Origin of the sequence: Nitrospira sp. (assembly GCA_016788885.1) — a bacterium.
GTDB lineage: Bacteria > Nitrospirota > Nitrospiria > Nitrospirales > Nitrospiraceae > Nitrospira_A.
In genome coordinates, this window is sequence record JAEURX010000045.1 from 1 (window position 1) to 20,476 (window position 20,476).

The 20,476-nt window shown below is 59.3% G+C and carries 19 protein-coding genes; 17 read left to right on the forward strand and 2 right to left on the reverse strand.

All coding sequences use genetic code 11. The annotated features are described in order from the left end of the window. Positions 1 to 119 precede the first annotated feature (119 nt). From JNL86_12315 to JNL86_12330, 4 genes are all read left to right on the forward strand, one after another. Complete coding sequence (locus JNL86_12315) at positions 120 to 485, forward strand: hypothetical protein (GenBank protein ID MBL8043692.1); 366 nt, start codon at positions 120 to 122, stop codon at positions 483 to 485. Between the two features lie 85 nt (positions 486 to 570). Further along, positions 571 to 1,734 carry a bifunctional DNA-binding transcriptional regulator/O6-methylguanine-DNA methyltransferase Ada gene (gene ada, locus JNL86_12320; protein MBL8043693.1) on the forward strand — a complete coding sequence of 388 codons (1,164 nt, stop codon included), beginning with the start codon at positions 571 to 573 and terminating at the stop codon, positions 1,732 to 1,734. A gap of 222 nt (positions 1,735 to 1,956) precedes the next feature. Continuing rightward, a complete protein-coding gene (locus tag JNL86_12325; protein ID MBL8043694.1) occupies positions 1,957 to 2,397 on the forward strand; it encodes a response regulator in 441 nt (146 codons plus the stop codon). A gap of 93 nt (positions 2,398 to 2,490) precedes the next feature. Next, the gene (locus JNL86_12330; protein MBL8043695.1) at positions 2,491 to 3,174 is read left to right on the forward strand and encodes a hypothetical protein; all 684 of its coding nucleotides are present in this window, start codon (positions 2,491 to 2,493) and stop codon (positions 3,172 to 3,174) included. Between the two features lie 79 nt (positions 3,175 to 3,253). Here JNL86_12330 and JNL86_12335 read toward each other — a convergent pair whose 3' ends face one another. After that, positions 3,254 to 3,592: a hypothetical protein gene (locus JNL86_12335; protein ID MBL8043696.1), complete on the reverse strand. Its 339-nt coding sequence runs from the start codon at positions 3,590 to 3,592 to the stop codon at positions 3,254 to 3,256. A 26-nt stretch (positions 3,593 to 3,618) separates the two neighbouring features. After that, positions 3,619 to 4,341 (reverse strand): MOSC domain-containing protein, encoded by a 723-nt coding sequence (locus JNL86_12340; protein MBL8043697.1) that lies wholly within the window; start codon positions 4,339 to 4,341, stop codon positions 3,619 to 3,621. Positions 4,342 to 4,471: 130 nt separating this feature from the next. Here JNL86_12340 and cynR point away from each other — a divergent pair, with 130 nt between their 5' ends. From cynR to JNL86_12405, 13 genes are all read left to right on the forward strand, one after another. Then, positions 4,472 to 5,380, forward strand: coding sequence for a transcriptional regulator CynR (gene cynR / locus JNL86_12345; GenBank protein ID MBL8043698.1), 909 nt, complete (start codon positions 4,472 to 4,474; stop codon positions 5,378 to 5,380). A gap of 132 nt (positions 5,381 to 5,512) precedes the next feature. Next, a complete protein-coding gene (locus JNL86_12350; protein MBL8043699.1) occupies positions 5,513 to 6,172 on the forward strand; it encodes an RNA polymerase sigma factor in 660 nt (219 codons plus the stop codon). Further along, positions 6,156 to 6,476, forward strand: coding sequence for a hypothetical protein (locus tag JNL86_12355; protein MBL8043700.1), 321 nt, complete (start codon positions 6,156 to 6,158; stop codon positions 6,474 to 6,476). The genes JNL86_12350 and JNL86_12355 overlap by 17 nt, the downstream gene beginning before the upstream one ends. A 27-nt stretch (positions 6,477 to 6,503) precedes the next feature. Further along, a complete protein-coding gene (locus tag JNL86_12360; GenBank protein MBL8043701.1) occupies positions 6,504 to 6,926 on the forward strand; it encodes a hypothetical protein in 423 nt (140 codons plus the stop codon). Between the two features lie 5 nt (positions 6,927 to 6,931). After that, a complete protein-coding gene (locus tag JNL86_12365) occupies positions 6,932 to 8,170 on the forward strand; it encodes an MdtA/MuxA family multidrug efflux RND transporter periplasmic adaptor subunit (GenBank protein ID MBL8043702.1) in 1,239 nt (412 codons plus the stop codon). Beyond that, positions 8,167 to 11,280, forward strand: a complete 3,114-nt coding sequence (locus JNL86_12370) for a multidrug efflux RND transporter permease subunit (protein ID MBL8043703.1) — start codon at positions 8,167 to 8,169, stop codon at positions 11,278 to 11,280. Before JNL86_12365 ends, JNL86_12370 begins: the two co-directional genes overlap by 4 nt. Further along, complete coding sequence (locus JNL86_12375; GenBank protein MBL8043704.1) at positions 11,277 to 14,378, forward strand: multidrug efflux RND transporter permease subunit; 3,102 nt, start codon at positions 11,277 to 11,279, stop codon at positions 14,376 to 14,378. Before JNL86_12370 ends, JNL86_12375 begins: the two co-directional genes overlap by 4 nt. A 282-nt stretch (positions 14,379 to 14,660) precedes the next feature. Then, on the forward strand, positions 14,661 to 15,701 hold the full coding sequence (locus tag JNL86_12380; GenBank protein ID MBL8043705.1) for an energy transducer TonB: 1,041 nt from the start codon (positions 14,661 to 14,663) through the stop codon (positions 15,699 to 15,701). 40 nt (positions 15,702 to 15,741) lie between these two features. Continuing rightward, entirely contained in the window at positions 15,742 to 16,200 is a 459-nt protein-coding gene (locus tag JNL86_12385; GenBank protein MBL8043706.1) for a hypothetical protein, read from the forward strand. 53 nt (positions 16,201 to 16,253) lie between these two features. Further along, a complete protein-coding gene (locus tag JNL86_12390) occupies positions 16,254 to 16,442 on the forward strand; it encodes a hypothetical protein (protein MBL8043707.1) in 189 nt (62 codons plus the stop codon). A gap of 139 nt (positions 16,443 to 16,581) precedes the next feature. Beyond that, on the forward strand, positions 16,582 to 18,768 hold the full coding sequence (locus JNL86_12395) for a TonB-dependent receptor (GenBank protein ID MBL8043708.1): 2,187 nt from the start codon (positions 16,582 to 16,584) through the stop codon (positions 18,766 to 18,768). A 46-nt stretch (positions 18,769 to 18,814) separates the two neighbouring features. Then, the gene (locus tag JNL86_12400; GenBank protein MBL8043709.1) at positions 18,815 to 19,624 is read left to right on the forward strand and encodes a DUF4198 domain-containing protein; all 810 of its coding nucleotides are present in this window, start codon (positions 18,815 to 18,817) and stop codon (positions 19,622 to 19,624) included. A 1-nt stretch (position 19,625) separates the two neighbouring features. After that, positions 19,626 to 20,429 carry a hypothetical protein gene (locus JNL86_12405; protein MBL8043710.1) on the forward strand — a complete coding sequence of 268 codons (804 nt, stop codon included), beginning with the start codon at positions 19,626 to 19,628 and terminating at the stop codon, positions 20,427 to 20,429. Positions 20,430 to 20,476: the final 47 nt, after the last annotated feature.

Sequence of the window (20,476 nt, forward strand, 5' to 3'; positions counted from 1 at the left end):
GTTGCTCTGCTCGGTCACTCTCGTACCGACTCCCTGACCATCATCCCCCTGGTACTCCCAACGTGGATGTTACACCGCACGGCCGGTGATGGCTGTGCACACGAAAGGAAGGACACGTCATGATGAGACAATCTCCCAAGAACTGGTGCCTGCGCGGTTGGATGGGTGCGGTGTTGTTGGCGGCGGCACTCACGGCCGGCTGTATGCACCATCCCGGTGGAATTGCTCCTTCAACAAAGCCGTTGGCGCCGGGAGGATATACCGAACTTGGGAAGGTGCGCGGGCAGGATTGCGTGTATTACCTGCTAGGGTTCATTCCTGTCACCGGCGGAAATGAGATGCGTCATGCGGTGGATGACGCGCTGCGCACCAAGCCGCTGGCCGATGCGATCGTGGAGGTGACGGTCGACGGGTACTTCCAGTATTTCATCCTGTTTTCACGGGCCTGCACCCAGGTGCAGGGGATTGCCGTCGAAACCAAGTAAGCCCAAGCCGGCAGGTCTCGAATTGGAGCGCAAGAACCGGAGTGTGGTGTTCGCCGGGAGCGGGTAGAATGTCGACAGGAACACCATGGAACGGCAACATCCGACAGCCGACACCGTTTTCCCGCAAGACAGGGCTGGTGTACGGGCTCCGTCGCAGGAGCAGTGCTGGGCCGCCCTGTGGGCTCGCGACGGTGCCATGGACGGGCGGTTCTATTATTCGGTGCGGACAACCGGCGTGTATTGCCGGCCCTCTTGTTCGGCGCGTCGACCGAGGCCTGAGCATGTCCGGTTTCATGCGACCTGCGTGGATGCGGAGCAGGCGGGGTTTCGGCCTTGCCGACGTTGCCGGCCTGATGGGCCATCAGAGGTCGAGCGGCAAGCGGCGAACATGGTGCGCATCTGTCGACTGATCGAACAGGCCGACCATGTGCCGCCCCTCAGTGAGTTGGCAGCGCACGCAAAGCTGAGCCCCTCCCATTTTCATCGGATCTTCACCTCCGTCGTCGGGCTCACGCCGAGGGGGTATGCCGCCGCGCAACGGGCGAAACGTCTGCGACAGGAATTGGAACGAGGGCGCTCGGTAACCGCGGCCATGTATGACGCCGGTTTCGAGTCCAGCGGGCGGTTCTATGCGGCGGCGCCTGCGTTGCTGGGCATGGCTCCTTCCCAGTACCGTGCCGGCGGGGCGCAGACCGAACTGTGGTTTGCCGTGGGGGACTGTTCGCTGGGTGCCGTTCTGGTGGCTCAAAGTCACCGGGGGGTCTGTGCCATTCTTTTAGGTGATGAGCCTGAGAGGTTGGTGCGAGACCTTCAGGTTCGATTCCCTCGGGCCCGACTGATCGGTGGGGATCCCGGGTTTGAGCGAGTGGTCTCATACGTGGTGGGTTGCGTGGAATCACCAGCGCGTGGGCTGAGTCTGCCGCTCGATATCCGGGGAACGGCGTTCCAACAACAGGTGTGGACGGCACTGCAGCAAATCCCTGTTGGGACGACCGCGACGTACCGCGAGATTGCGCGTCGTATCGGTCGGCCGGCGTCGGTGCGAGCGGTCGGACAGGCCTGCGGGGCGAACCCATTGGCCGTCGCGATTCCCTGTCATCGGGTTGTGCGTCAAGACGGTGATCTGGCCGGCTATCGCTGGGGCATCGAACGCAAACGTGCCCTGTTGGCACGGGAGAAGGAGCTCAGTGGCCAGGTGGACCAGTCCTGGCCTGCCTCCCTGGAGCAGACCACGGATGACCATCCCTGATGGGCTCTGCCTCCTTCGCGGCACCTGTGGGTAACTGATCATGGTGCAGTTGCACCATGCCTGGCTTCATTCCACCACCGCAATGCTGTCGCGGCGCTGCTCTGGCAACTGATCGATCGGTAACCTATTGAATTAGTGGTGCCGCACTTCTCGCCTCGCAAGGCGTTGTCCTTGCATCGCGTCATCGCACACACGCAAGCCGGGGAGCGAAGGGAGGGCATCATGAGAATGGCGTGGCCGTTCGGGCAGGATGCGAACGAGAACGTGCACCTGGGACGGGTCTTAGTGGTAGACGACGAGGATTCGATCCGCGGCCTACTCCGCAAGACGTTGACCCAGGCGGGATATGACGTGGAAGAGGCGGAGGACGGCGGGCGAGCTGTTGAAGTCTTGAGCAGTGGCGATAACCCGCTCCTGCTCGATGTGATTATTTGCGATATCCGGATGCCGCGAATCAATGGGGTTGAGGCGATCGGATATTTTCGCGCGCAGTATCCCTCCCTCCCGGTCATTGTGTTGACCGGCTACCACGATGAGCGCTTGGCCCATACGCTGCGCCAGCAGGGCGTGGTGCTGTGGTTGGAGAAGCCAGCCGAACGGGAGCAGATCCTTGCGTCGGTCGCGCAGGCCATTGCCGGGCGTCGCTTCAGCTTCTATCCGTGAGGCCGGCGCCTCCTTCCTGTTTGATTTTCGTAGGGCGGCTTCTTAGAATCCTCCCGAACAACCGTCATCGCTTGCTCAGGAGGATCAGAAGGTATGTTTGACGTCATGGCCAAAGCGACTTTCCGCCCGTCACTTCGCTACTGTGCAGCCGCCGGTCTGGTGGGTCTGTGTCTCACGGGCCTGCTCCCGGCTCCGCTCCATGCCGCACGAGGTGGTACCAGCCCGGGGGGCGGGAAGACGGAAGTGTTGCCCGTCCAAAAGGCTGCGCCGGCGGTGGTCATCATTGAGGGCGCCGGGAATGAGGCCGACCTGCGTCGCCAATTGCGAAGCAAGAACGGAGTGGCCGAACTTGGGGCCTCCACGCCGAAAACACTGTTCTCTCAGGCCCCGACCGGCTCGTTCGGGTTTATCGTTCCGCGGTTGCTCGGCATGGCACTGGTGACGCAGAGTCCTGACCTCGGGATCGATCGCGCGGCTCCGGCCACCAATGCGTTCGAAATTCACAAGCTGGCCGACGGCAGTGGCATGGTGGTGGGGTTTATGGGGAAGGAGTCTCTGCCTCAGGTGACGCCGAGTTTACGGCCGAAGACCGTGCGCATCGCCTTGTATTCAAATCCGTCGGAAAAAGCCCCGCACATTGTCGCCGTCCCGCTGGTGAAGCTGGCGGCAGACCGGTTGCCGAGCCGGCTGGATCCGAAAAATCCCGATGGGGCAGTCGTGCTGGAGATGGATCTTCAGGGCACCTCGACCCATGCGTCCACCCAGGGGGGGCAGTAGTCGGTGATGGTGCGTGGGAGACGGCAGGCAGTCACCGCCTCCCACGCGATACACCTTCAGCACCGCTGCGTGTGCAGCGTCAGTCTCCCACCGTGATGGTAATGCTATCGGTCGCCGTTCCCGTATCCTTGTGGTCGTGATCGGCGATTTTCACCGTGATCGTATGCTCACCCTTGGTCACCTGGGTAAAGGTGCCCTTAAATCCCTTCTGATACGCGCCATCTAAATAGACGTGCGCGTGGTTGTCTCCCGTGCCGTTCAAGATCTCATACTTCATGTCGAACGTCTCAGCGACGGTCGCGCCGTTGTGCGGCGACAGGATGTTGATCGTGGTTGCATTTTCGGCGGCGCACCAGGAACTCAGCGCGACGGTCGCGCCGAGGGCCAACGTGCAAGCAGAGAACAGTACACGTGTCATACACAGCCTCCTCGTGAATACAGACATTATTCCGAATGATTGTCGCCGGTCCGCCGTCGTTGTGGATCCGGTTCGTTCCGGTTCTGTCCCCGTTGCCGTAAGGTTTCTTGCCAGCTGGAGGACAGCAGTGGACATCGGCTCAGGTGCTCGGCTGCAATCCGATTGTCTCGCTCGTGATGCATGATGTGGTTGGCCGTGGCAATGGTCCATTCTGGGTAGGAGCGTTCTACCAGGTTGAGGATCGCATTCGTTTCCACCAGGCCTTCCTGTAAGACCCGGAAATACCAGCCTGTGAAGCCGGTCTGTTCGACCTGAAGCGCCAAATCCTTGCGCTGCCAGCGGCGAGCCAGTTTCCAGCAGGGCTGGCGCGGTTGTGACACCTGCACGACGGCCGACCCAACGGAAAAGACATCGCCGATACAGACGTATTCCTCGGTGAGTCCTTGCAACGTGAAGTTTTCTCCAAAGGCCCCCCCGGTTAGCTGATGCGGCGGCAGGAGCCCGTGCCAATGAAACCAATGTTCCGAGGGATAGGCGCAGACGGCCTTGTCCGGCCCTCCGTGGTGGACGAGATCCGCTTGGCCGTCTCCCTCAAGATTATGACGATGCAGACGGACCGGACCGGTCACCGTGCGCTTGAAGATACCGGTGGCCCAGGGTTTCTGAGCCGGATCGTTGGAAGGGTCCGGATGGCGTTGCTCAGGCAATCCCACCTGGATTGACCATATGAGGCCGGTCGTGTTCTGCATGCGTGGATTCCATTGGCGCCGACAGACGATGCACGGCGACGTGACTGGGCAAGGTAGTGCCATGCTGGATGGTGCGTCAAAGTGTTTGTTCTGATTAGGTCAATCACTTCCAGTTATGATAAGACGTGGTATGGAATTTCGCCACCTTCGCTACTTCCTGGCCGTGGCCGACGCCTTGCACTTCACGAAGGCCGCCCAGGGATTGCCGGTCTCTCAGCCCGCCTTGTCTGCGCAGATCAAACAATTAGAGCAGGAAGTCGGGGTGCCGCTGTTTGATCGCGTCGGACGCTCGGTGCAATTGACGCGGGCGGGGGCCATTTTTCGCGAACATGCACGGCGAGCCTTGCGGGAGATGGAGCTGGCTCAGGTGGCCATCGCCGAGGAGGAAGGCTTGCAGCGGGGCACCCTCACGGTGGGTGTCGTACAAACCGTCAATGCCTATTTGATTCCAGAAATCGTCAGTCGGTTCTCGACTCTCCATCCACGGGTGGTGCTCAAGTTCGATGAATTGTCCGGTCCGGAAATCGAAGCGGGCGTCACGAATGGATTGCTGGAACTGGGTATCGGGTTTGTTCCGGCAGGTTCCGACCGTATCGAGAGCCAGCTCTTGTTTGAGGAAGATTTTGTTGTGATCGCTTCACCCAGGCATCCGTTCACTCGCCGCCGTCGCTTACCACTGGCGGCGCTGGCCGATGAGCCGTTGGTCCTCCTTCCGGGCATCTTTTGTACGCGTCGTCTATTGAACACCAGCTTCGAGCAGGCGGGCGTGGTCCCTCGGGTCACTGTTGAAATGAACTCGATTGAAGGCATTCTCGCCACGGTGAAAACCAGTAACCTGGCGACCGTGCTCCCTCGACTGTCTCTGGGATTGGAGGGAAATGCCGGACTTCGAGGTATTCCGCTCAACAATCCGACACCCCGACGGGGGCTCGGGCTGCTCTGGAGAAAGGGCGGCTACCGGAGCGGGGCGGCTCAGGCGTTGGCCGATCAGGTGCGCCTCGTTGTCAACGAACGCTGGAGGCGAAAGGAGGATAGGTGAGTCGAGGTGTAGGTTTGTCCGGACCAGACTCAGGAATCGGTGTTGAGGGAATTTTTTTAGGCTGCCTTGTAACCTGTGCGCCTCCCCCGCCGACTGACCTCATGAGGGCTCTGTCTGTGGTCCTCAGGGCGGATGGGGTATGATGCTGAAGTCGACGCCGACACAGGGGATCACGTCAGTTTTACGGGAGCGCAGGCACTCGTGTCCGATGACGCCGAATGTATCGACCGAGTCTTGCGCGGGGACATCGATCGGTTCAGCGAATTGATCGCTCGGCACCAGCGCCATGTGCTGAAGATTGTGCAGGGACATGTGCCGGGGGATCATGTGGCGGAGGTGGCGCATGACGTGTTTGTTCGCGCCTATGCAGGGCTTTCGCAGTACTCAAGGCAGGTTCCGTTTGAACATTGGTTGTCTCGCCTCAGTGTTCGAGCCTGTTATGATTTCTGGCGTGCGCATCGTCGGACCGAGGTGCCCGTCAGCGGGTTGACCGATGATCAGGTGGGATGGCTGGACCGTGCGCTGGCAGATGAATCAGGCCAACGGTTCCGTGATCAAGCAGACCGGCGTGACTCGCTGGAAGTGTTGGACTGGGCGTTGACCCAATTGTCACCCGAACACCGTCTGGTTTTGACTTTGGTGTCGCTTGAAGGCCGTTCCGTGCGCGAGGCGGCTGAGCTGTTGGGGTGGACGGTGGTCAACGTAAAGGTGCGGTGTTATCGAGCCAGGCAAGCCTTGCGGGCGATTTTTCTTCGGGAATGGGAGCGACACCGGCATGACCGTCCATCGTAAACGCGCGTTGGGGCAGATTGAGGCGGTTCTGGCGCAGGCGCATCGCGCTCGCGGCGAGGTGGCTGTGGGAGAACAATGGGCGCAGGATGTCATGCGAACGATCCGGCGGGAGGCCGCGCAACATCCTGCCCCTTCTCTCCTGTCCTGGGCAGAGCCGTTGGTGTGGCGCGTGGCTACCGGTGCGGCGCTCGTGGCCCTGTTCTTTGCCGGGTCGGTGGCCGTGTATACCAGGCAGCACCCCGCTCCGGTTACGGCAGCATGGCTTGAAGAGTTTGATGCGGGATCATCGTTTCCTGATCAATAACTCGGTCGGAGGCTCGGAGCGAGCGGTATGTCACGCACCGGATTGTGGATTGGGCTGATCATCCTCTTTTTCGCCGGGACTTTAATAGGCGCCGTGGGGATGTCGCTGTATTCTCAGTACGAGGATGAGCATCGATGGGAGCGGGGACCGGCGGCTCGAGAGGAACGGATTATGAAACGACTGACCCAGGACCTGGCCTTGTCGACGACACAACAGGCGGAAGTTGAGCCGATTGTGGCGCGTGCCCATCTTGAATTGTTACGGTTGCGGGTGCAGCACCAGCCGGATGTCGATCGGGTGCTCGATCTGGGGATGCAGGAACTGAAGACGAAGTTGTCGTCGGAGCAACAGGTCAAGTTGGACGGGCTCCATGCGCAGCTTCAGCAGCGCTGGCGGATGACCCGCGACTATGTCCGGCAGGCGCAGGATGCCGGGGGACGGAAGGAATAGCGGCGATGGCTGAGTCGGTGAGATTTTCGACGCTCTTGAAACGGTGGATGATCGGGTTGTCGGCGGCCTGTCTATTGGCTGTGGGCACCTACGTCATGATGACCAGGTCCGGTGAAGCCCAACCAGGCCGCGCGGAGAAGCGTCCGGCCATGGCCGCGAGGAATACGCCGGTCGTGGCGGCGGTGGCGAAAACCGGGGAGATCAATATTTATTTGAACGGCTTGGGATCCGTCATCCCGATGAATACGGTCACGGTCAAAAGCCGGGTAGACGGCCAATTGATGCGCGTGCTCTTCAAAGAAGGGCAGGTGGTGCACAATGGCGAGCTGCTGGCACAAATCGACCCGCGCCCCTTTGAAGTGCAGTTGATCCAGGCTCAGGGACAAATGGCGCGCGATCAGGCGCAGTTGAAAAATGCGCAATTGGATTTCGAGCGCTATCGCGACCTGTATAAGCAGAACTTCATCCCCAAGCAGCAGCTCGATACCCAGGAAGCCCTGGTGCGTCAATACGAGGGCATCGTCAAGGCCGATCAAGGGCAGATCGACAATGCCAAGTTGCAGCTGACCTATTCGAGCATTACCGCGCCGATCGACGGACGCGTCGGGTTGCGCCTCGTGGATGCGGGCAATATCGTGCATGCGAACGATCCCAATGGATTGCTGGTGATTACGCAGTTACAACCGATCACCGTTGTGTTCGCGCTGGCGGAAGATCACCTGCCGGCCGTGTTCGAGCGGCTCAAGGGCGGGAAGCCGCTTGTTGTGGAGGCCTTCGATCGCGAGCAGAAACGCAAATTAGCGACGGGCACGTTGCTCACTGTCGACAATCAAATCGATCCCACCACCGGAACCGTTCGCCTCAAAGCGGTCTTTCCGAACGACGACAGCGCGCTGTTCCCGAATCAGTTCGTGAATGCCCGTCTGTTGCTCGATATCAAACAAGGCGCGACCATCGTGCCGTCCGCGGCTATTCAGCGCGGACCCAAGGGAACATTTGTCTATGTGGTCAACGAAACGGAACAGACTGTCAGCGTGCGCGCAGTGACCGTGGGCGTGTCGCAAGGCGAAGACACCTCGATCGACACCGGACTGACGTCAGGCGAAACCGTCGTGGTGGATGGAACTGAAAAATTACGCGAGGGCAGCAAGGTCGAGATGCGGCCCTCGGGCGGAGCGGTTCCAACCGGCCAGGAGAAGCCAGCGACCGGAGGGGAACGAAGAAAACAGGGGAATCGCACGTGAACCCCTCGCGACTGTTCATCGTACGGCCGGTCGCGACGGTCCTGACGATGATCGCCATTCTGCTGGCTGGAGCGCTGGCGTATCGCCACCTGCCTGTATCCGCGCTTCCTCAAGTCGACTATCCCACGATTCAAGTGTTGACGTTTTATCCCGGAGCCGGGCCGGACGTGATGACCTCCTCCATTACGGCCCCGCTCGAACGGCAGTTCGGACAAATGCCCGGGCTCAACCAGATGACCTCGATGAGCTCCGGGGGCAGTTCGGTCGTCACCCTGCAATTCAGTCTCGACATCGATTTGGACGTGGCCGAGCAGGAAGTGCAGGCGGCCATGAATTCGGCGGCCACCTTCCTGCCTCGCGATCTTCCCGCGCCGCCCGTCTATAACAAGGTGAATCCCGCAGATGCGCCGATCCTCACATTGGCGTTGACGTCAGCCACCCTGCCCCTGTCGCAGGTCCGCGACTTTGCCGAAACCCGGTTTGCGCAAAAGATTTCCCAATTGTCCGGCGTGGGTCTGGTGAGCATCAGCGGGGGGCAACGTCCGGCCGTGCGCATCCAGGCCAATCCACGTGCGTTGGCCGCCTACGGCTTGACGCTGGAAGATCTTCGCGTCGTGGTGGCGGCTGCCAATGTCAACCAGGCCAAAGGCGGTTTCGATGGGCCGCGCCGCGCGTCGATCATCAACGCCACGGATCAGTTATTCGCCGGCAAGGACTACAAGGCGTTGATCGTGGCCTATCGCAATGGCGCTCCGGTTCGGTTGTCGGAAGTCGCTGAGGTCATCGACGATGTCGAAAACACCAAGCAGGCGGCCTGGATGAACGAGACGCCGGCGGTGATCGTCAACATTCAGCGCCAGCCGGGGACGAATGTCATCGAGGTAGTCGACCGGGTGAAGAAGTTGCTGCCGCAACTACAGAGCACGTTGCCGTCGTCAGTGCAGGTGTCCGTGCTGACTGACCGCACGACCTCGATTCGCGCCACGGTTCGAGATGTGCAGTTTGAGTTGGTGTTGGCGGTGGCCCTCGTGATCCTGGTGATTTTTTTGTTTCTGCGGACCTTGCCTGCCACGGTAATTCCGGCGGTGGCGGTGCCCCTGTCCCTCGTCGGAACCTTCGGGGTCATGTATCTCATGGGCTTCAGCCTGAACAATCTGACCTTGATGGCGCTGACGATCTCTACGGGCTTCGTGGTCGACGATGCCATCGTGATGATCGAGAACATTGCGCGGTATCTCGAACGGGGAGACTCGCCCTTTCAGGCCGCTCTCAAAGGTTCGAAGCAAATCGCCTTCACCATCCTGTCGTTGACGGTGTCCCTGATTGCTGTGCTGATTCCCTTGATATTCATGGGCGATGTGGTGGGACGGTTGTTCCGCGAATTCGCTGTGACGCTGAGCATCACCATTCTCATTTCGGCCGTGGTGTCGCTCACCTTGACCCCGATGATGTGCGCCCGACTCTTACGAGAGCGGCGGGAGGAACAGCCTGGCCCATTGTCGCGGGTATCGCAGCGGGTGTTGGATCGCATCATCGCGGGATATGGACGAAGTCTGCAGTGGGTGTTGCAGCGTCAGCAGGCGACGCTGGTCGTGACGGTCGCCACGCTCGTGGTCACCGTCGTGCTGTTCGTCCTGATTCCCAAGGGGTTTTTTCCGCTTCAGGACACCGGCGTGATCCTCGGCATTACAGAGGGACCGCAAGCGGTGTCGTTCGGCACGATGGCGGAACGGCAGCAGGCTTTGGCTCGCGTCATCCTTGAGGAGCCGGCCGTGGAAAGCCTCACTTCGTTTATCGGTGTGGATGGCACGAATACGACACTCAACAGCGGGCGCATCTACATCAACCTGAAGCCGCTGGGAGATCGATTGGCCGGCGCCGGCGACATCATCCGCCGGCTGGAATCACGTGTGGTCGACGTAGACGGCATCACCTTACACATGCAGCCGGTGCAAGACCTCACGGTAGAAGATCGGGTGAGCCGGACGCAGTTTCAATATACGCTGGAAGATGCGGATCCGGAGGAATTGAACCGCTGGGCCCCGAAACTCTTGGAAAGTTTGCAACTGCGGCCGGAGCTGCGTGATGTCAGCAGCGATCAGCTGAACCAAGGACTAGCCTCGCTCGTGGAGATCGACCGCAATACGGCTTCGCGTATGGGCATCACGCCGCAACTCATCACCGATACGTTGTACGACGCGTTCGGCCAGCGGCAGGTCTCCACCATGTTTACGCAATTGAATCAGTATCGCGTCATTCTGGAGGTCATGCCGGAATTTCAGAAGGGGCCAGAGGCGCTGCAGGCTCTGGAGGTGCGCGGGACAGGCGGCTCCGTGCCACTAAACGTCTTTACCCGTGTCACGGACACCACGGTCCCTCTTGTCATCAGCCGGCAGGGACAGTTTCCCGCGGTGACGATCTCATTCAACCTGGCGCCGAATGGCTCTCTCGGCGAGGCGGTGGAGGCGATCCGACATGTCACGCAGGAAGTGGGCCTTCCTGCCAGTATCCGCGGGAGTTTCCAGGGCGCGGCGCAGGCTTTTCAAAATTCGCTGGAGCATGAACCGTTGCTGATCCTGGCCGCCTTGATCACGGTCTATATCGTGCTCGGTATTTTGTACGAGAGCTATATTCATCCACTGACGATCCTCTCGACCCTGCCGTCCGCCGGCGTAGGCGCCCTGTTGGCCCTCATGCTGCTTCGTATGGAATTCAGTATCATCGCATTGATCGGCATCATTCTGCTGATCGGGATCGTGAAGAAGAATGCCATCATGATGATCGATTTTGCCTTGGATGCCGAACGCACTGAGGGGAAGCGGCCGGAGCAGGCCATTTATGAAGCCGGGCTGCTGCGTTTTCGTCCCATCATGATGACGACCCTGGCTGCGCTGTTCGGAGCGTTGCCGCTTGCCATGGGGGCGGGCGTCGGCTCGGAGTTACGTCGTCCGCTCGGTATTGCGATCGTCGGCGGACTGGTCTTGAGCCAGCTGTTGACGCTGTACACCACTCCGGTGGTGTATCTTGCTTTGGATCGACTGGCCGCCCGCTTCCGCCGAAGTCCTGAGCCGGTGTCGGTAGGGGAAGCCGTGCCGATAGGTCCACCATGAATATTTCGGCTCCTTTCGTGCGGCGCCCTGTCGCGACCACCTTGCTGACGATCGGCGCGACCCTGGTCGGGCTCGTGGCGTTTCCCTTTTTGCCGGTGGCCTCGCTGCCGCAGGTCGAGTTTCCTACCATCAACGTGTCGGCATCGTTACCGGGGGCAAGTCCCGAGACGATGGCATCGTCCGTGGCGGCTCCCTTAGAGCGTCAGTTCACTCGCATCGCCGGCGTCACGGAAATGACCTCCTCCAGTACGATCGGCGGAACCAACGTCACCCTTCAGTTTGAGCTCAACCGGGATATCGACGGCGCCGCGCGGGATGTGCAAGCCGCGATCAATGCGGCTCGTGCCGATCTTCCCAGTAATCTGCCGACGGCCCCCAAGTACAGCAAGGTCAATCCTGCCGACGGCCCCATTCTGATTTTGGCTATCACCTCTGACCTCGTCACTCGTGGGCAAATGTACGATGCGGCGTCGAGCATCCTGCAGCAGAAACTTTCGCAGGTGGAAGGCGTGGGGCAGGTGGCTGTGGGCGGAGGGTCATTGCCGGCGGTCCGTGTGGATCTCAATCCCACCGCCTTGAACAAGTACGGCATCGGGTTGGGAGAGGTGCGCCAGATTCTGAACAGTACCAATGTGAACCGTCCGAAAGGGCAACTGACCGCGGACGATCATACATGGGAAATCAGGACCAATGATCAGCTCCACAAAGCCGAGGACTATCTGCCGTTGATCGTGGCGTATCGAAACGGGCGCGCCGTGCAGTTGTCCGATGTGGCGGCGGTGGAGTCGTCGGTCGAGGATTTGCGAACCATGGGGGTCGCGAACGGCACGCCGGCCGTCTTGGTGATCATCTATCGGCAGGCTGGCGCGAACATCATTGAAACCGTGGATCGTCTTCGCGCGCGCCTGCCTCAGCTGGAAGCGTCCCTTCCGGGTAGTATGTCCTTGTCCATCGTGATGGATCGGACGCCCGTCATTCGCGCGTCGTTGCATGATGTCGAACGGACCCTCGCCATTTCCGTCGCCCTCGTGATTCTCGTGGTGTTCGCGTTTCTCCGCGATGTGCGGGCCACCTTGATTCCGGCCGTGGCCGTTCCCGTGTCGCTGATCTCTACGTTCGGTGTCATGTACGTGCTGGGTTATAGCCTTGATAATTTGTCGCTCATGGCGCTCACGATTGCGACGGGGTTTGTGGTAGACGACGCGATCGTCGTGCTGGAAAATATCACACGCTATCGCGAACAGGGCGTACCGCCCCTGGAGGCGGCCCTGCGAGGCGCAAGGGATATCGCCTTCACGGTCGTCTCGATGACCCTCTCGCTGGTGGCAGTATTCATCCCGATTTTTCTGATGGGCGGGATGCTCGGCCGGCTGTTTCGTGAATTCGCCGTCACCTTATCTGTGGCGATTCTGGTGTCGCTGCTCATATCACTCACGACGATTCCCATGCTGTGCGCGCGTGTCCTGAAGTCGGGTGTTGTCCATTCGCATGGCTGGTGGTATCGGATAAGCGAACGGGGGTTCCGCGTTATGTTGCGTGGCTACGCTACCAGCCTGACCTGGGTCCTCCGGCATCCACATATGATGTTGGCGGTGACGTTAGCCACCATGGCGCTCACGGTGTATCTTTACATTCTCGTGCCAAAAGGATTTTTCCCCCAGCAGGATACCGGTCGGCTGTTCGGCAATATCCAAGCGGCGCAGGATATCTCGTTTCAAGCGATGCGGCAGAAACTCACCGAAGTCGTAGAGATCATCAAGAGCGATCCGGCCGTCTCCAGCATCACGGGCTTCACAGGCGGCGGGGGCCATGCCGGCACGACCAATACGGGACGGATGTTCATCGCCCTCAAGCCGCTTGAAGAACGCGGCCTCAGTTCCGACGAGGTGATTGGCCGGCTGCGTCCAAAACTGGCGAAGGTGCCGGGCGCTCCAACCTATCTGCAAGCTATTCAGGATCTGCGGATCGGTGGCCGGGCCAGTAGCGCGCAATATCAATATACGCTGCAGAGCATGGATCTTGCTGAACTTAACACCTGGGCGCCGAAGGTGGAGGCGAAATTGCGGACGCTTCCGGAGGTTGTGGATGTGAACAGCGATCAGCAGGATCGGGGGCAACAATCCCTTGTCGTGTTCGATCGGACGACTGCGTCCCGGCTCGGGTTGAGTCCCCAACTCATCGACGATACATTGTATGACGCCTTTGGTCAGCGGCAGGTGTCGATCATGTATACTCCGCTGAATCAATACCACGTGGTGATGGAAGTTGCTCCGCAATACTGGCAGAACCCGTCCGCGTTACATGAAATTTATGTTCGATCCCCAAGCGGTGCTCAGGTGCCGTTGAGCGCGGTGACGCGGTACGAGCCGGCCAATACCATTTTGTCCGTCAACCATCAGGGACAATTTCCCGCGGTGACGCTGTCGTTCAATATGGCTGCTGGCGTGTCGTTAGGGGAGGCTGTGCTGGCTGTGGATGCAGCCATGCGCGACATCGGTTTGCCGGCGAGCGTGCGCGGGACATTTCAGGGAACGGCCAAGGCGTTCCAATCCTCTGTAGAGAATCAACCTTGGTTGATTCTGGCGGCGCTGGTTACAGTGTACATCGTGCTGGGGATTCTCTATGAGAGTTACATTCATCCTGTCACGATTCTCTCCACCTTGCCTTCCGCCGGGGTAGGAGCCTTGTTGGCATTGCTGCTGTTCAAATCGGAACTGAGCATGATCGCCTTGATTGGGATTATGCTGCTGATCGGCATTGTGAAGAAAAATGCCATCATGATGATCGATTTTGCTTTGCAGAGTGAACGGATAGGAGAAGGGAAAACTCCACAGGCAGCGATTTACGAAGCCTGCCTGCTGCGGTTCCGGCCGATCATGATGACCACGGCGGCAGCCCTCCTCGGTGCATTGCCCCTGGCCGTAGGTATGGGGGTGGGATCGGAACTGCGGCGCCCGCTCGGCATCGCCATCGTGGGCGGTCTGTTGGTGAGTCAGGTCCTCACGCTCTACACGACTCCTGTCATGTATCTGCTTCTCGACCGTCTACGACTTCGATGGGTTCGGGCTCGAGAGGCCTCCCCGCATCCCGCCGCCTAGAGACTCGCATTCAATACACACATACTCCGCCTCGTTTGTGACGATATGCGCATTGACAACTGTTTCCCCATCATGATATTGAGAATTGCTATCAAGAATTGTGGAGGAAGCCTCTAATAAGTTTTAGTCAATGACGCGGATCGTGAATCGAGTTCACGCAACATTCGAATAAGGCCAGCGGCCCCATGCGGTCAGAGCCCAAAGTTGTCTCACGACAGCTTTGGGCTTTTTGTTTTTTGTCGCCCGGTTTCAGGGTGTTGTCGGAAGAGGGAGGTCGAAAAAATGTCGGAAGCCGCACTGACGGCAAATATCGCCCATATACAAGGAGCTCGCAGTGGAGGGTGGCTGATTTCATTGGTACTGCATGGCGGACTTGTCGCTCTCGCGATGCAGACTGTGATGGAGGTCAAGCCGCATCTTCAAACGGAGACCTTTCGATGGGATGTGGCATTGCACCAGGCGCCGACACCGAGTCCTGTTGCTGCTGAGGCGCTTCCTACACAAGAGTCGGTTCCAAGACGGACAGAGCCCACGAAACCAGTGTCTTCGTCCGTCTCGAGTCCTTCGCGAGCGCCGGTTCCCAAGGTCGTGGAGCGGACGGCAATCGTTCAAACGGTTCAGGCTACGCAAGTCACCCCGCGAGTAGTCGAACGCTCCGCCCCTCAGGAGCGCCAGTCGGTCGTGACAGAGGTACAACCGGTTACCTCGCGACCGGTTGAGACAGTAGTGGCCCATGCGCAGGAGATCCTGCAACAGACAAACCAGGACGCTGTTCAGGCCGTCGAAGCGCAATCGGTGACAGCACAGTTGTCTGAAACGATGATTCAGCAGTCAGCCGTTCCCGTCGAAACCCTGGCGACCGAGGTGGAACAGCCCGCTATCGTCGCACAAGAGGTAGTTCAGACTGAGTCCTCCGTCGCTACTGCAACGGTTTCACTCAATGGGCCGCAGGACGCGGTTGTGTCGGAGCCAATCGTCACGCACCAGAGTGCAGTTGTCCATCGTGAGGTGCGTGAGACGGCGTCGGCGCAGGCAGACCTTGGTTGGTTAGCGGAGTCCCTGTGGACGCGGATCGAGCAATTGAAGCGGTATCCCAGGCAGGCGCGAGCGCGTCGGTGGGAAGGCAAGGTGGTGTTGGAAGCGGTGATCCGTCATGACGGAACGATTCTCGAATGTTTGGTCGCCGAAAGTTCCGGCCACGGCTTGCTGGATCAAGATGCCATCTCGGTGTTGAGGAAAGCTTCTCCGCTTGCCCTGAAACACCCGCTGGGGAAAGAGCAAATCACTATTCTGGTGCCGATCGCCTATCGGCTCGAGGGGTAAGGAGCGGCAAGTCATCTTACGCGATCAAAGGAGTTTCGTCATGAGCGATGTCATGCAGAATGTGCGGAAGAGAGTAGTCGAGGCGGTCCTGTGCAGCGCGTGCCTCTTGTGGTTGGGGGCGGGGCCGGTCCTGGCTCAACCGAAAGGTGACAAGGTGTTTCAGGCGGTGGCGACCGATGCAAAGGGCGTCGAGACCGAGGTGCACGGCGTCATCTTCTACTGGGAAGAAAAAATAAGCGAAACATCGTTTGTGCCGCATGAGCTGAAGGAAGTGCCGGTCAAACGCGGAACCGCGACGGTCAAGATCAAGTTCGATGTCATCAAGACGATCGACGTGAAACCGTCCGGGAATGGGACGCCGCCCGCTGTGTCCATTACGTTGAGCGACGGAAAAGCGGGAGAGTTTACCCTGGCCATAGCCGGAAGCTTTAAAGGGCAATCGGATTTTGGCGAAGTCGAATTGCCGGCAGTTGACCTCAAACGCATTGCGTTCAAATAAATTTCACGAGTAATCGAGCGGCGGCAGAGAGGCCGTCGAGCGGAGGAACTGGCATGACGAACAGCACGAAGCGCGACACGGCTCGGATTTTAGCTTGCGACGATGTGCGTTGCCGGTGTGGACAGCTTGTCGCGCGATGGGCGGAACAGGGCATCGAAATCAAGTGCAAGCGGTGCCGGCGTCTCGTCACGATTGCCTTTAACGCGATCGGAGGGAGGCCGCCGGCGATGCTTGCGAACTAACTATTTCCGAGCGACGTCAAGGTAGAGGCCAAAGGACCGTGCGTGTCCAGAGCCCAAGACCATCAACATGGTCTTGGGCTTTTTATTGTGTGGTGATGCGTTGTGAGTATCCGTGAATGAATAAGGAGAACAACTAATCATGGCGGGACGTATCCGGGTCATGGGTGGAAGGGCTGTATGGGTGTTGGCGATAGGACTTGGTTGTAGCTGGAATACCCTTGTTCTGGCGCAAGGGATAGAGACGACTGTTCCCGGCCAGCAGGCCTCCGATGCAGGGACCAGCGCAGATGAGAGGAACACGGCGGTCGAGCCGGAGCAGCCGGCGAAGTCCAAACCAGTGAAGATTCCCGAAGTGATGGTGAAAGACGTGCACGAACGAAACGAGCCGGATCAGGAATCGGTGAAGGACATCGCGGGATCGGTAAATGTCGTCACGCGCGAGGAAATTCAGCGCGCCCGGCCGAAAAACGCCGACGAAATGTTGCGGCGCGTGCCCGGTGTCAACGTGCTCGACGAATATGGCCAGGGGATGCGACCCAACATCGGCATCCGGGGTATGGATCCCCGGCGCAGCAAAAACATTCTCCTCATGTTGGACGATATCCCCATACAACCGGCCCTCTTTGGCGATGCCTCAACGTATTACATGGTGCCGATCGAACGCATCGACCATATCGAGGTGATCAAAGGAGGCGCCTCGGTTCTCTATTCACCGAATACTCAGGGTGGCCTCATTAATTTTATTCAGAAACGGATTCCTACGACGCCGACGTTTTCCACCACGAATACGTTCGGCAGTTTCAACTTGTTTCAGTCGGACACGCAGTACGGGGGCCATTGGGGGAATTTTGGCGCACAACTCGGGTATGTCCGGCGCCAGTCAGACGGTTTCAGAGACCATAGCAAATCCCAGCTGGATGATTTCACGATGCGATTCGAGGCCAATCCCGACGATCGGACGCGCATTACGACGAACATCTCCTGGTACGACGAAACGACGCAGACGCCTGGAAGTATTACACCCGCTCAATACCGGAGCGATCGCACACTGGCCGGGAAACCGAATGATGAATTCAAAGGGCAGCGTGGAGCCATCGATGTGACGGCGAGCCGGGAGATCGACGCCCACAACACGGCCAAGGTCATCGTGTACGGCAACGTGTTCGAACGGAACTGGTATATCCAGGACCAGGCCGCCAACGGGACGCTGCTCTCGACCAGTCAAAACTTTCTGCGCAAGTTCAATGTCTTCGGCGTCATGCCGCAACACCAATTCAAATTTTCGCTCTTTGGATTGGATCAGCAGATCACCTCCGGCGTGCGGTATCACGCGGAGCGGCTGACGGACATTACTGGAATCGGGACGGCCGGTTCGAAGATCAGCCGCACGACGAACAACGCCGATTTGGAATCGGTGGCCTATGCGGCCTATACGGAGACGGCGATTCGGCTGACCGAAGCCTTCACCATTTCGCCAGGCATACGGTGGGAGCAGGTCAATCAAAGCCGCGAGACGATGAACGCCGTTCCCCCTGCTGGAGGGAATTTCAAGAGCTACAAGACGACACAAGGACTGATCTACGGGACAGGGGTGAAGTATCAACTCACCCCGGACAGCATGCTGTTCGGCCACGTCCATACGACCTTCAGGCCGCCGACCTTCGCCAATGCCGTCGATCCGACGAGTGGAACCACACAAGACCTCTCGGCTGAGCGCGCATTGAGTTCGGATATTGGCATTCGGTCCATGCTGGTCCCGGGGGTGAGTGCGGAACTCGCGCTGTTTCGCACCGAATTCAGCAATCAGATTGTCCAGCAGGGCAGTCAGTTCGTCAACGCCGGAAAGACGTTGATGGAAGGAATCGAAAGCACCGTCAGTCTCGATTGGGGAGAAATTGTCCGTCCACTGCAAGGCTTCGTCACCAGAGGCAGCATCACGCTCTTACGGCCGAAGTCCCTATTCGGAGCGACGGACGGGAAAGACCTGCCGTATGCCCCGCGCATGACGTTCTATGGATTGGTGGGCTATTACCACCCGACCGGGGCGTCGATTGAAGCTGATGCCACGTATGTCGCGCAACAGTTTACCGATGGCGCGAATACCCAGACGGAAAATGCCCTCGGTACAAACGGCGCCATCCCTTCCTACACCATCTGGAATCTGCGGCTCAATTACGCGCCGCCGAAGGCGAAGTGGGCCATTTTCGCCGGTGTACGCAATCTGACCGATGAATCATTCATCGCGCAACGCACCACCGGCAGTTTCCTGGGGATTCAGCCCGGTGAAATCCGGAATTTCTACGGTGGGGTCTCCTGGAGATTTTAATGGGGAGCCGCAACCTTTGACCGAACTTCAGAAAGGAATGACGCTGATGAATCGGAACCTGTTCAATCGTGGATTATGGGGAATCGTCTTGGTGGCGAGCCTGTTGGAAGCAACTCCGGCCCAGGCCCATTTTGTCTGGGTGGAGACGGATGCGACGGCACCGGCTGATGCGGGACAGGGAGTGAAGGTGTATTTCGGTGAGTATGCCGAATTCCTGCGAGAGGAACGTGGAGGCCGGCTTGATTCGATCGACGGCGTCACCGTGCGTGTGCAGGATCCGAAGCGCGGGAAGACCGACGTGCCGCTGACCAAGCAGGTCAACCATTTCGTCGGTTCCGTCTCCTCCTGTGTCCCGGGACGGAATGCGGTGGTCGCCGAGCAAACCAAAGCGCCGGTTCAGGATCTACGCAAGCATGATCTGGGTATCGTCAAACCGATGTTCTATGCCAGGACCTATTTCGTCTGCCTGGAAGAGAGCCGCGTGAATGAGCATGAGCGGGATCACTCGACGCCGCTGGCGTTGGACTTGATCCCTCTCACCACAGGATTGAATCTAGCGTCCGGCCGTGTGACCCCGGGGCCGGGCGGCGAAATCGTAGTGAAAGCGATCTTTAATGGCCAACGCTTGCCTGGGACTCAGGTGTTGGTGCATGCACCCAATGGCTGGGACAAGGAGCTCAAAACGGATGCCGAGGGTATTGTCTCCTTCACTCCACTGTGGCCAGGCCGGTATGTGCTGGAGATGATTCACGTCGAAAAGACACCGGGGGAGTTCGAAGGGACGGCCTATGAGGCGTTGCGCCATCGCAGCACCTTGGCACTGCAGGTGAGGGCCGAGCGCCCCGGGGAGCGATAGCATGAATCGCGGCGGATCTGAACGACTTGTCAGAGTGACTCATCGCTGGTTGGGTATGGGGGCCATGGGTTTTCTATTGCTCTCCGTCGTGACAGGCCTGTTGTGGGCGGACGCGAAGTTTCTCTATTGGGATGACCACTATAAGGAGAAGCTCCGGCCGCTGGCTGGCCCGCCGCTGGAAACAGCCACGTTGCCGGTCGATCGCGCGATACTGGCGGCCAAGGACGCCGTGGGCGGGCGGGCGTTGGTCGAGCAGGTGGTGTTACGGTCGGATTTCGGCCGCGTGTTCTACGAACTCAAATTGCGTGTCGAGGGCGTGTCCACCACCCTCTTGCTCGACGCCATGACCGGCGAGCGTCTGTCGCCGATTTCGCGGGAGCTGGCGCCGGTGATTGCTCAGCAATATGTGCGTGCACCGGCGACCGTCACCGGTGTCGACATCGAGCGATATACGCCACGCAAAAAGAAACGTGCACAGGATGCCGTGCGCGTTCGTTTCGACAATGCCGATGCCACGGAGATCGTGCTGGACCGGCAGACCGGGGACATCCTCGAAGACGAAGGTCGCTGGCGGCGGGTGCATTTTGCCGTGATGCAGCTGCACCAGTTGAACTTTTTCGGGTTTGAGAAAACGTTGCTCAATATTCCGGGCGTGCCGATTCTGTTGATGAGCCTGTCGGGAGGTGCCCTCTGGCTCTTTCACCGTGCCAGGGCGCGGCGTTCGAGATCGGCGATTTCATCCAGAGAGGCAGCAGTGTTTCCTGCCCGTTCGGACGATGCAAAGGAGGTTCCACCCCTAGGCTGAGCGCGGGCGGGATGACGCGACGGTGGCGTTTTCTTTCGCTGGTTGTT

Coding starts and splice junctions, on each gene's coding strand:
- JNL86_12400 (MBL8043709.1), top strand. CDS start 18,815: ATGAATCGGAACCTGTTCAATCGTGGATTATGGGGAATCGTCTTGGTG.
- JNL86_12405 (MBL8043710.1), top strand. CDS start 19,626: ATGAATCGCGGCGGATCTGAACGACTTGTCAGAGTGACTCATCGCTGG.
- JNL86_12385 (MBL8043706.1), top strand. CDS start 15,742: ATGAGCGATGTCATGCAGAATGTGCGGAAGAGAGTAGTCGAGGCGGTC.
- JNL86_12315 (MBL8043692.1), top strand. CDS start 120: ATGATGAGACAATCTCCCAAGAACTGGTGCCTGCGCGGTTGGATGGGT.
- JNL86_12360 (MBL8043701.1), top strand. CDS start 6,504: ATGTCACGCACCGGATTGTGGATTGGGCTGATCATCCTCTTTTTCGCC.
- JNL86_12350 (MBL8043699.1), top strand. CDS start 5,513: ATGGGGTATGATGCTGAAGTCGACGCCGACACAGGGGATCACGTCAGT.
- cynR (MBL8043698.1), top strand. CDS start 4,472: ATGGAATTTCGCCACCTTCGCTACTTCCTGGCCGTGGCCGACGCCTTG.
- JNL86_12390 (MBL8043707.1), top strand. CDS start 16,254: ATGACGAACAGCACGAAGCGCGACACGGCTCGGATTTTAGCTTGCGAC.
- JNL86_12330 (MBL8043695.1), top strand. CDS start 2,491: ATGTTTGACGTCATGGCCAAAGCGACTTTCCGCCCGTCACTTCGCTAC.
- JNL86_12335 (MBL8043696.1), bottom strand. CDS start 3,592: ATGACACGTGTACTGTTCTCTGCTTGCACGTTGGCCCTCGGCGCGACC.
- JNL86_12355 (MBL8043700.1), top strand. CDS start 6,156: ATGACCGTCCATCGTAAACGCGCGTTGGGGCAGATTGAGGCGGTTCTG.
- JNL86_12340 (MBL8043697.1), bottom strand. CDS start 4,341: ATGCAGAACACGACCGGCCTCATATGGTCAATCCAGGTGGGATTGCCT.
- ada (MBL8043693.1), top strand. CDS start 571: ATGGAACGGCAACATCCGACAGCCGACACCGTTTTCCCGCAAGACAGG.
- JNL86_12365 (MBL8043702.1), top strand. CDS start 6,932: ATGGCTGAGTCGGTGAGATTTTCGACGCTCTTGAAACGGTGGATGATC.
- JNL86_12395 (MBL8043708.1), top strand. CDS start 16,582: ATGGCGGGACGTATCCGGGTCATGGGTGGAAGGGCTGTATGGGTGTTG.
- JNL86_12325 (MBL8043694.1), top strand. CDS start 1,957: ATGAGAATGGCGTGGCCGTTCGGGCAGGATGCGAACGAGAACGTGCAC.
- JNL86_12375 (MBL8043704.1), top strand. CDS start 11,277: ATGAATATTTCGGCTCCTTTCGTGCGGCGCCCTGTCGCGACCACCTTG.
- JNL86_12380 (MBL8043705.1), top strand. CDS start 14,661: ATGTCGGAAGCCGCACTGACGGCAAATATCGCCCATATACAAGGAGCT.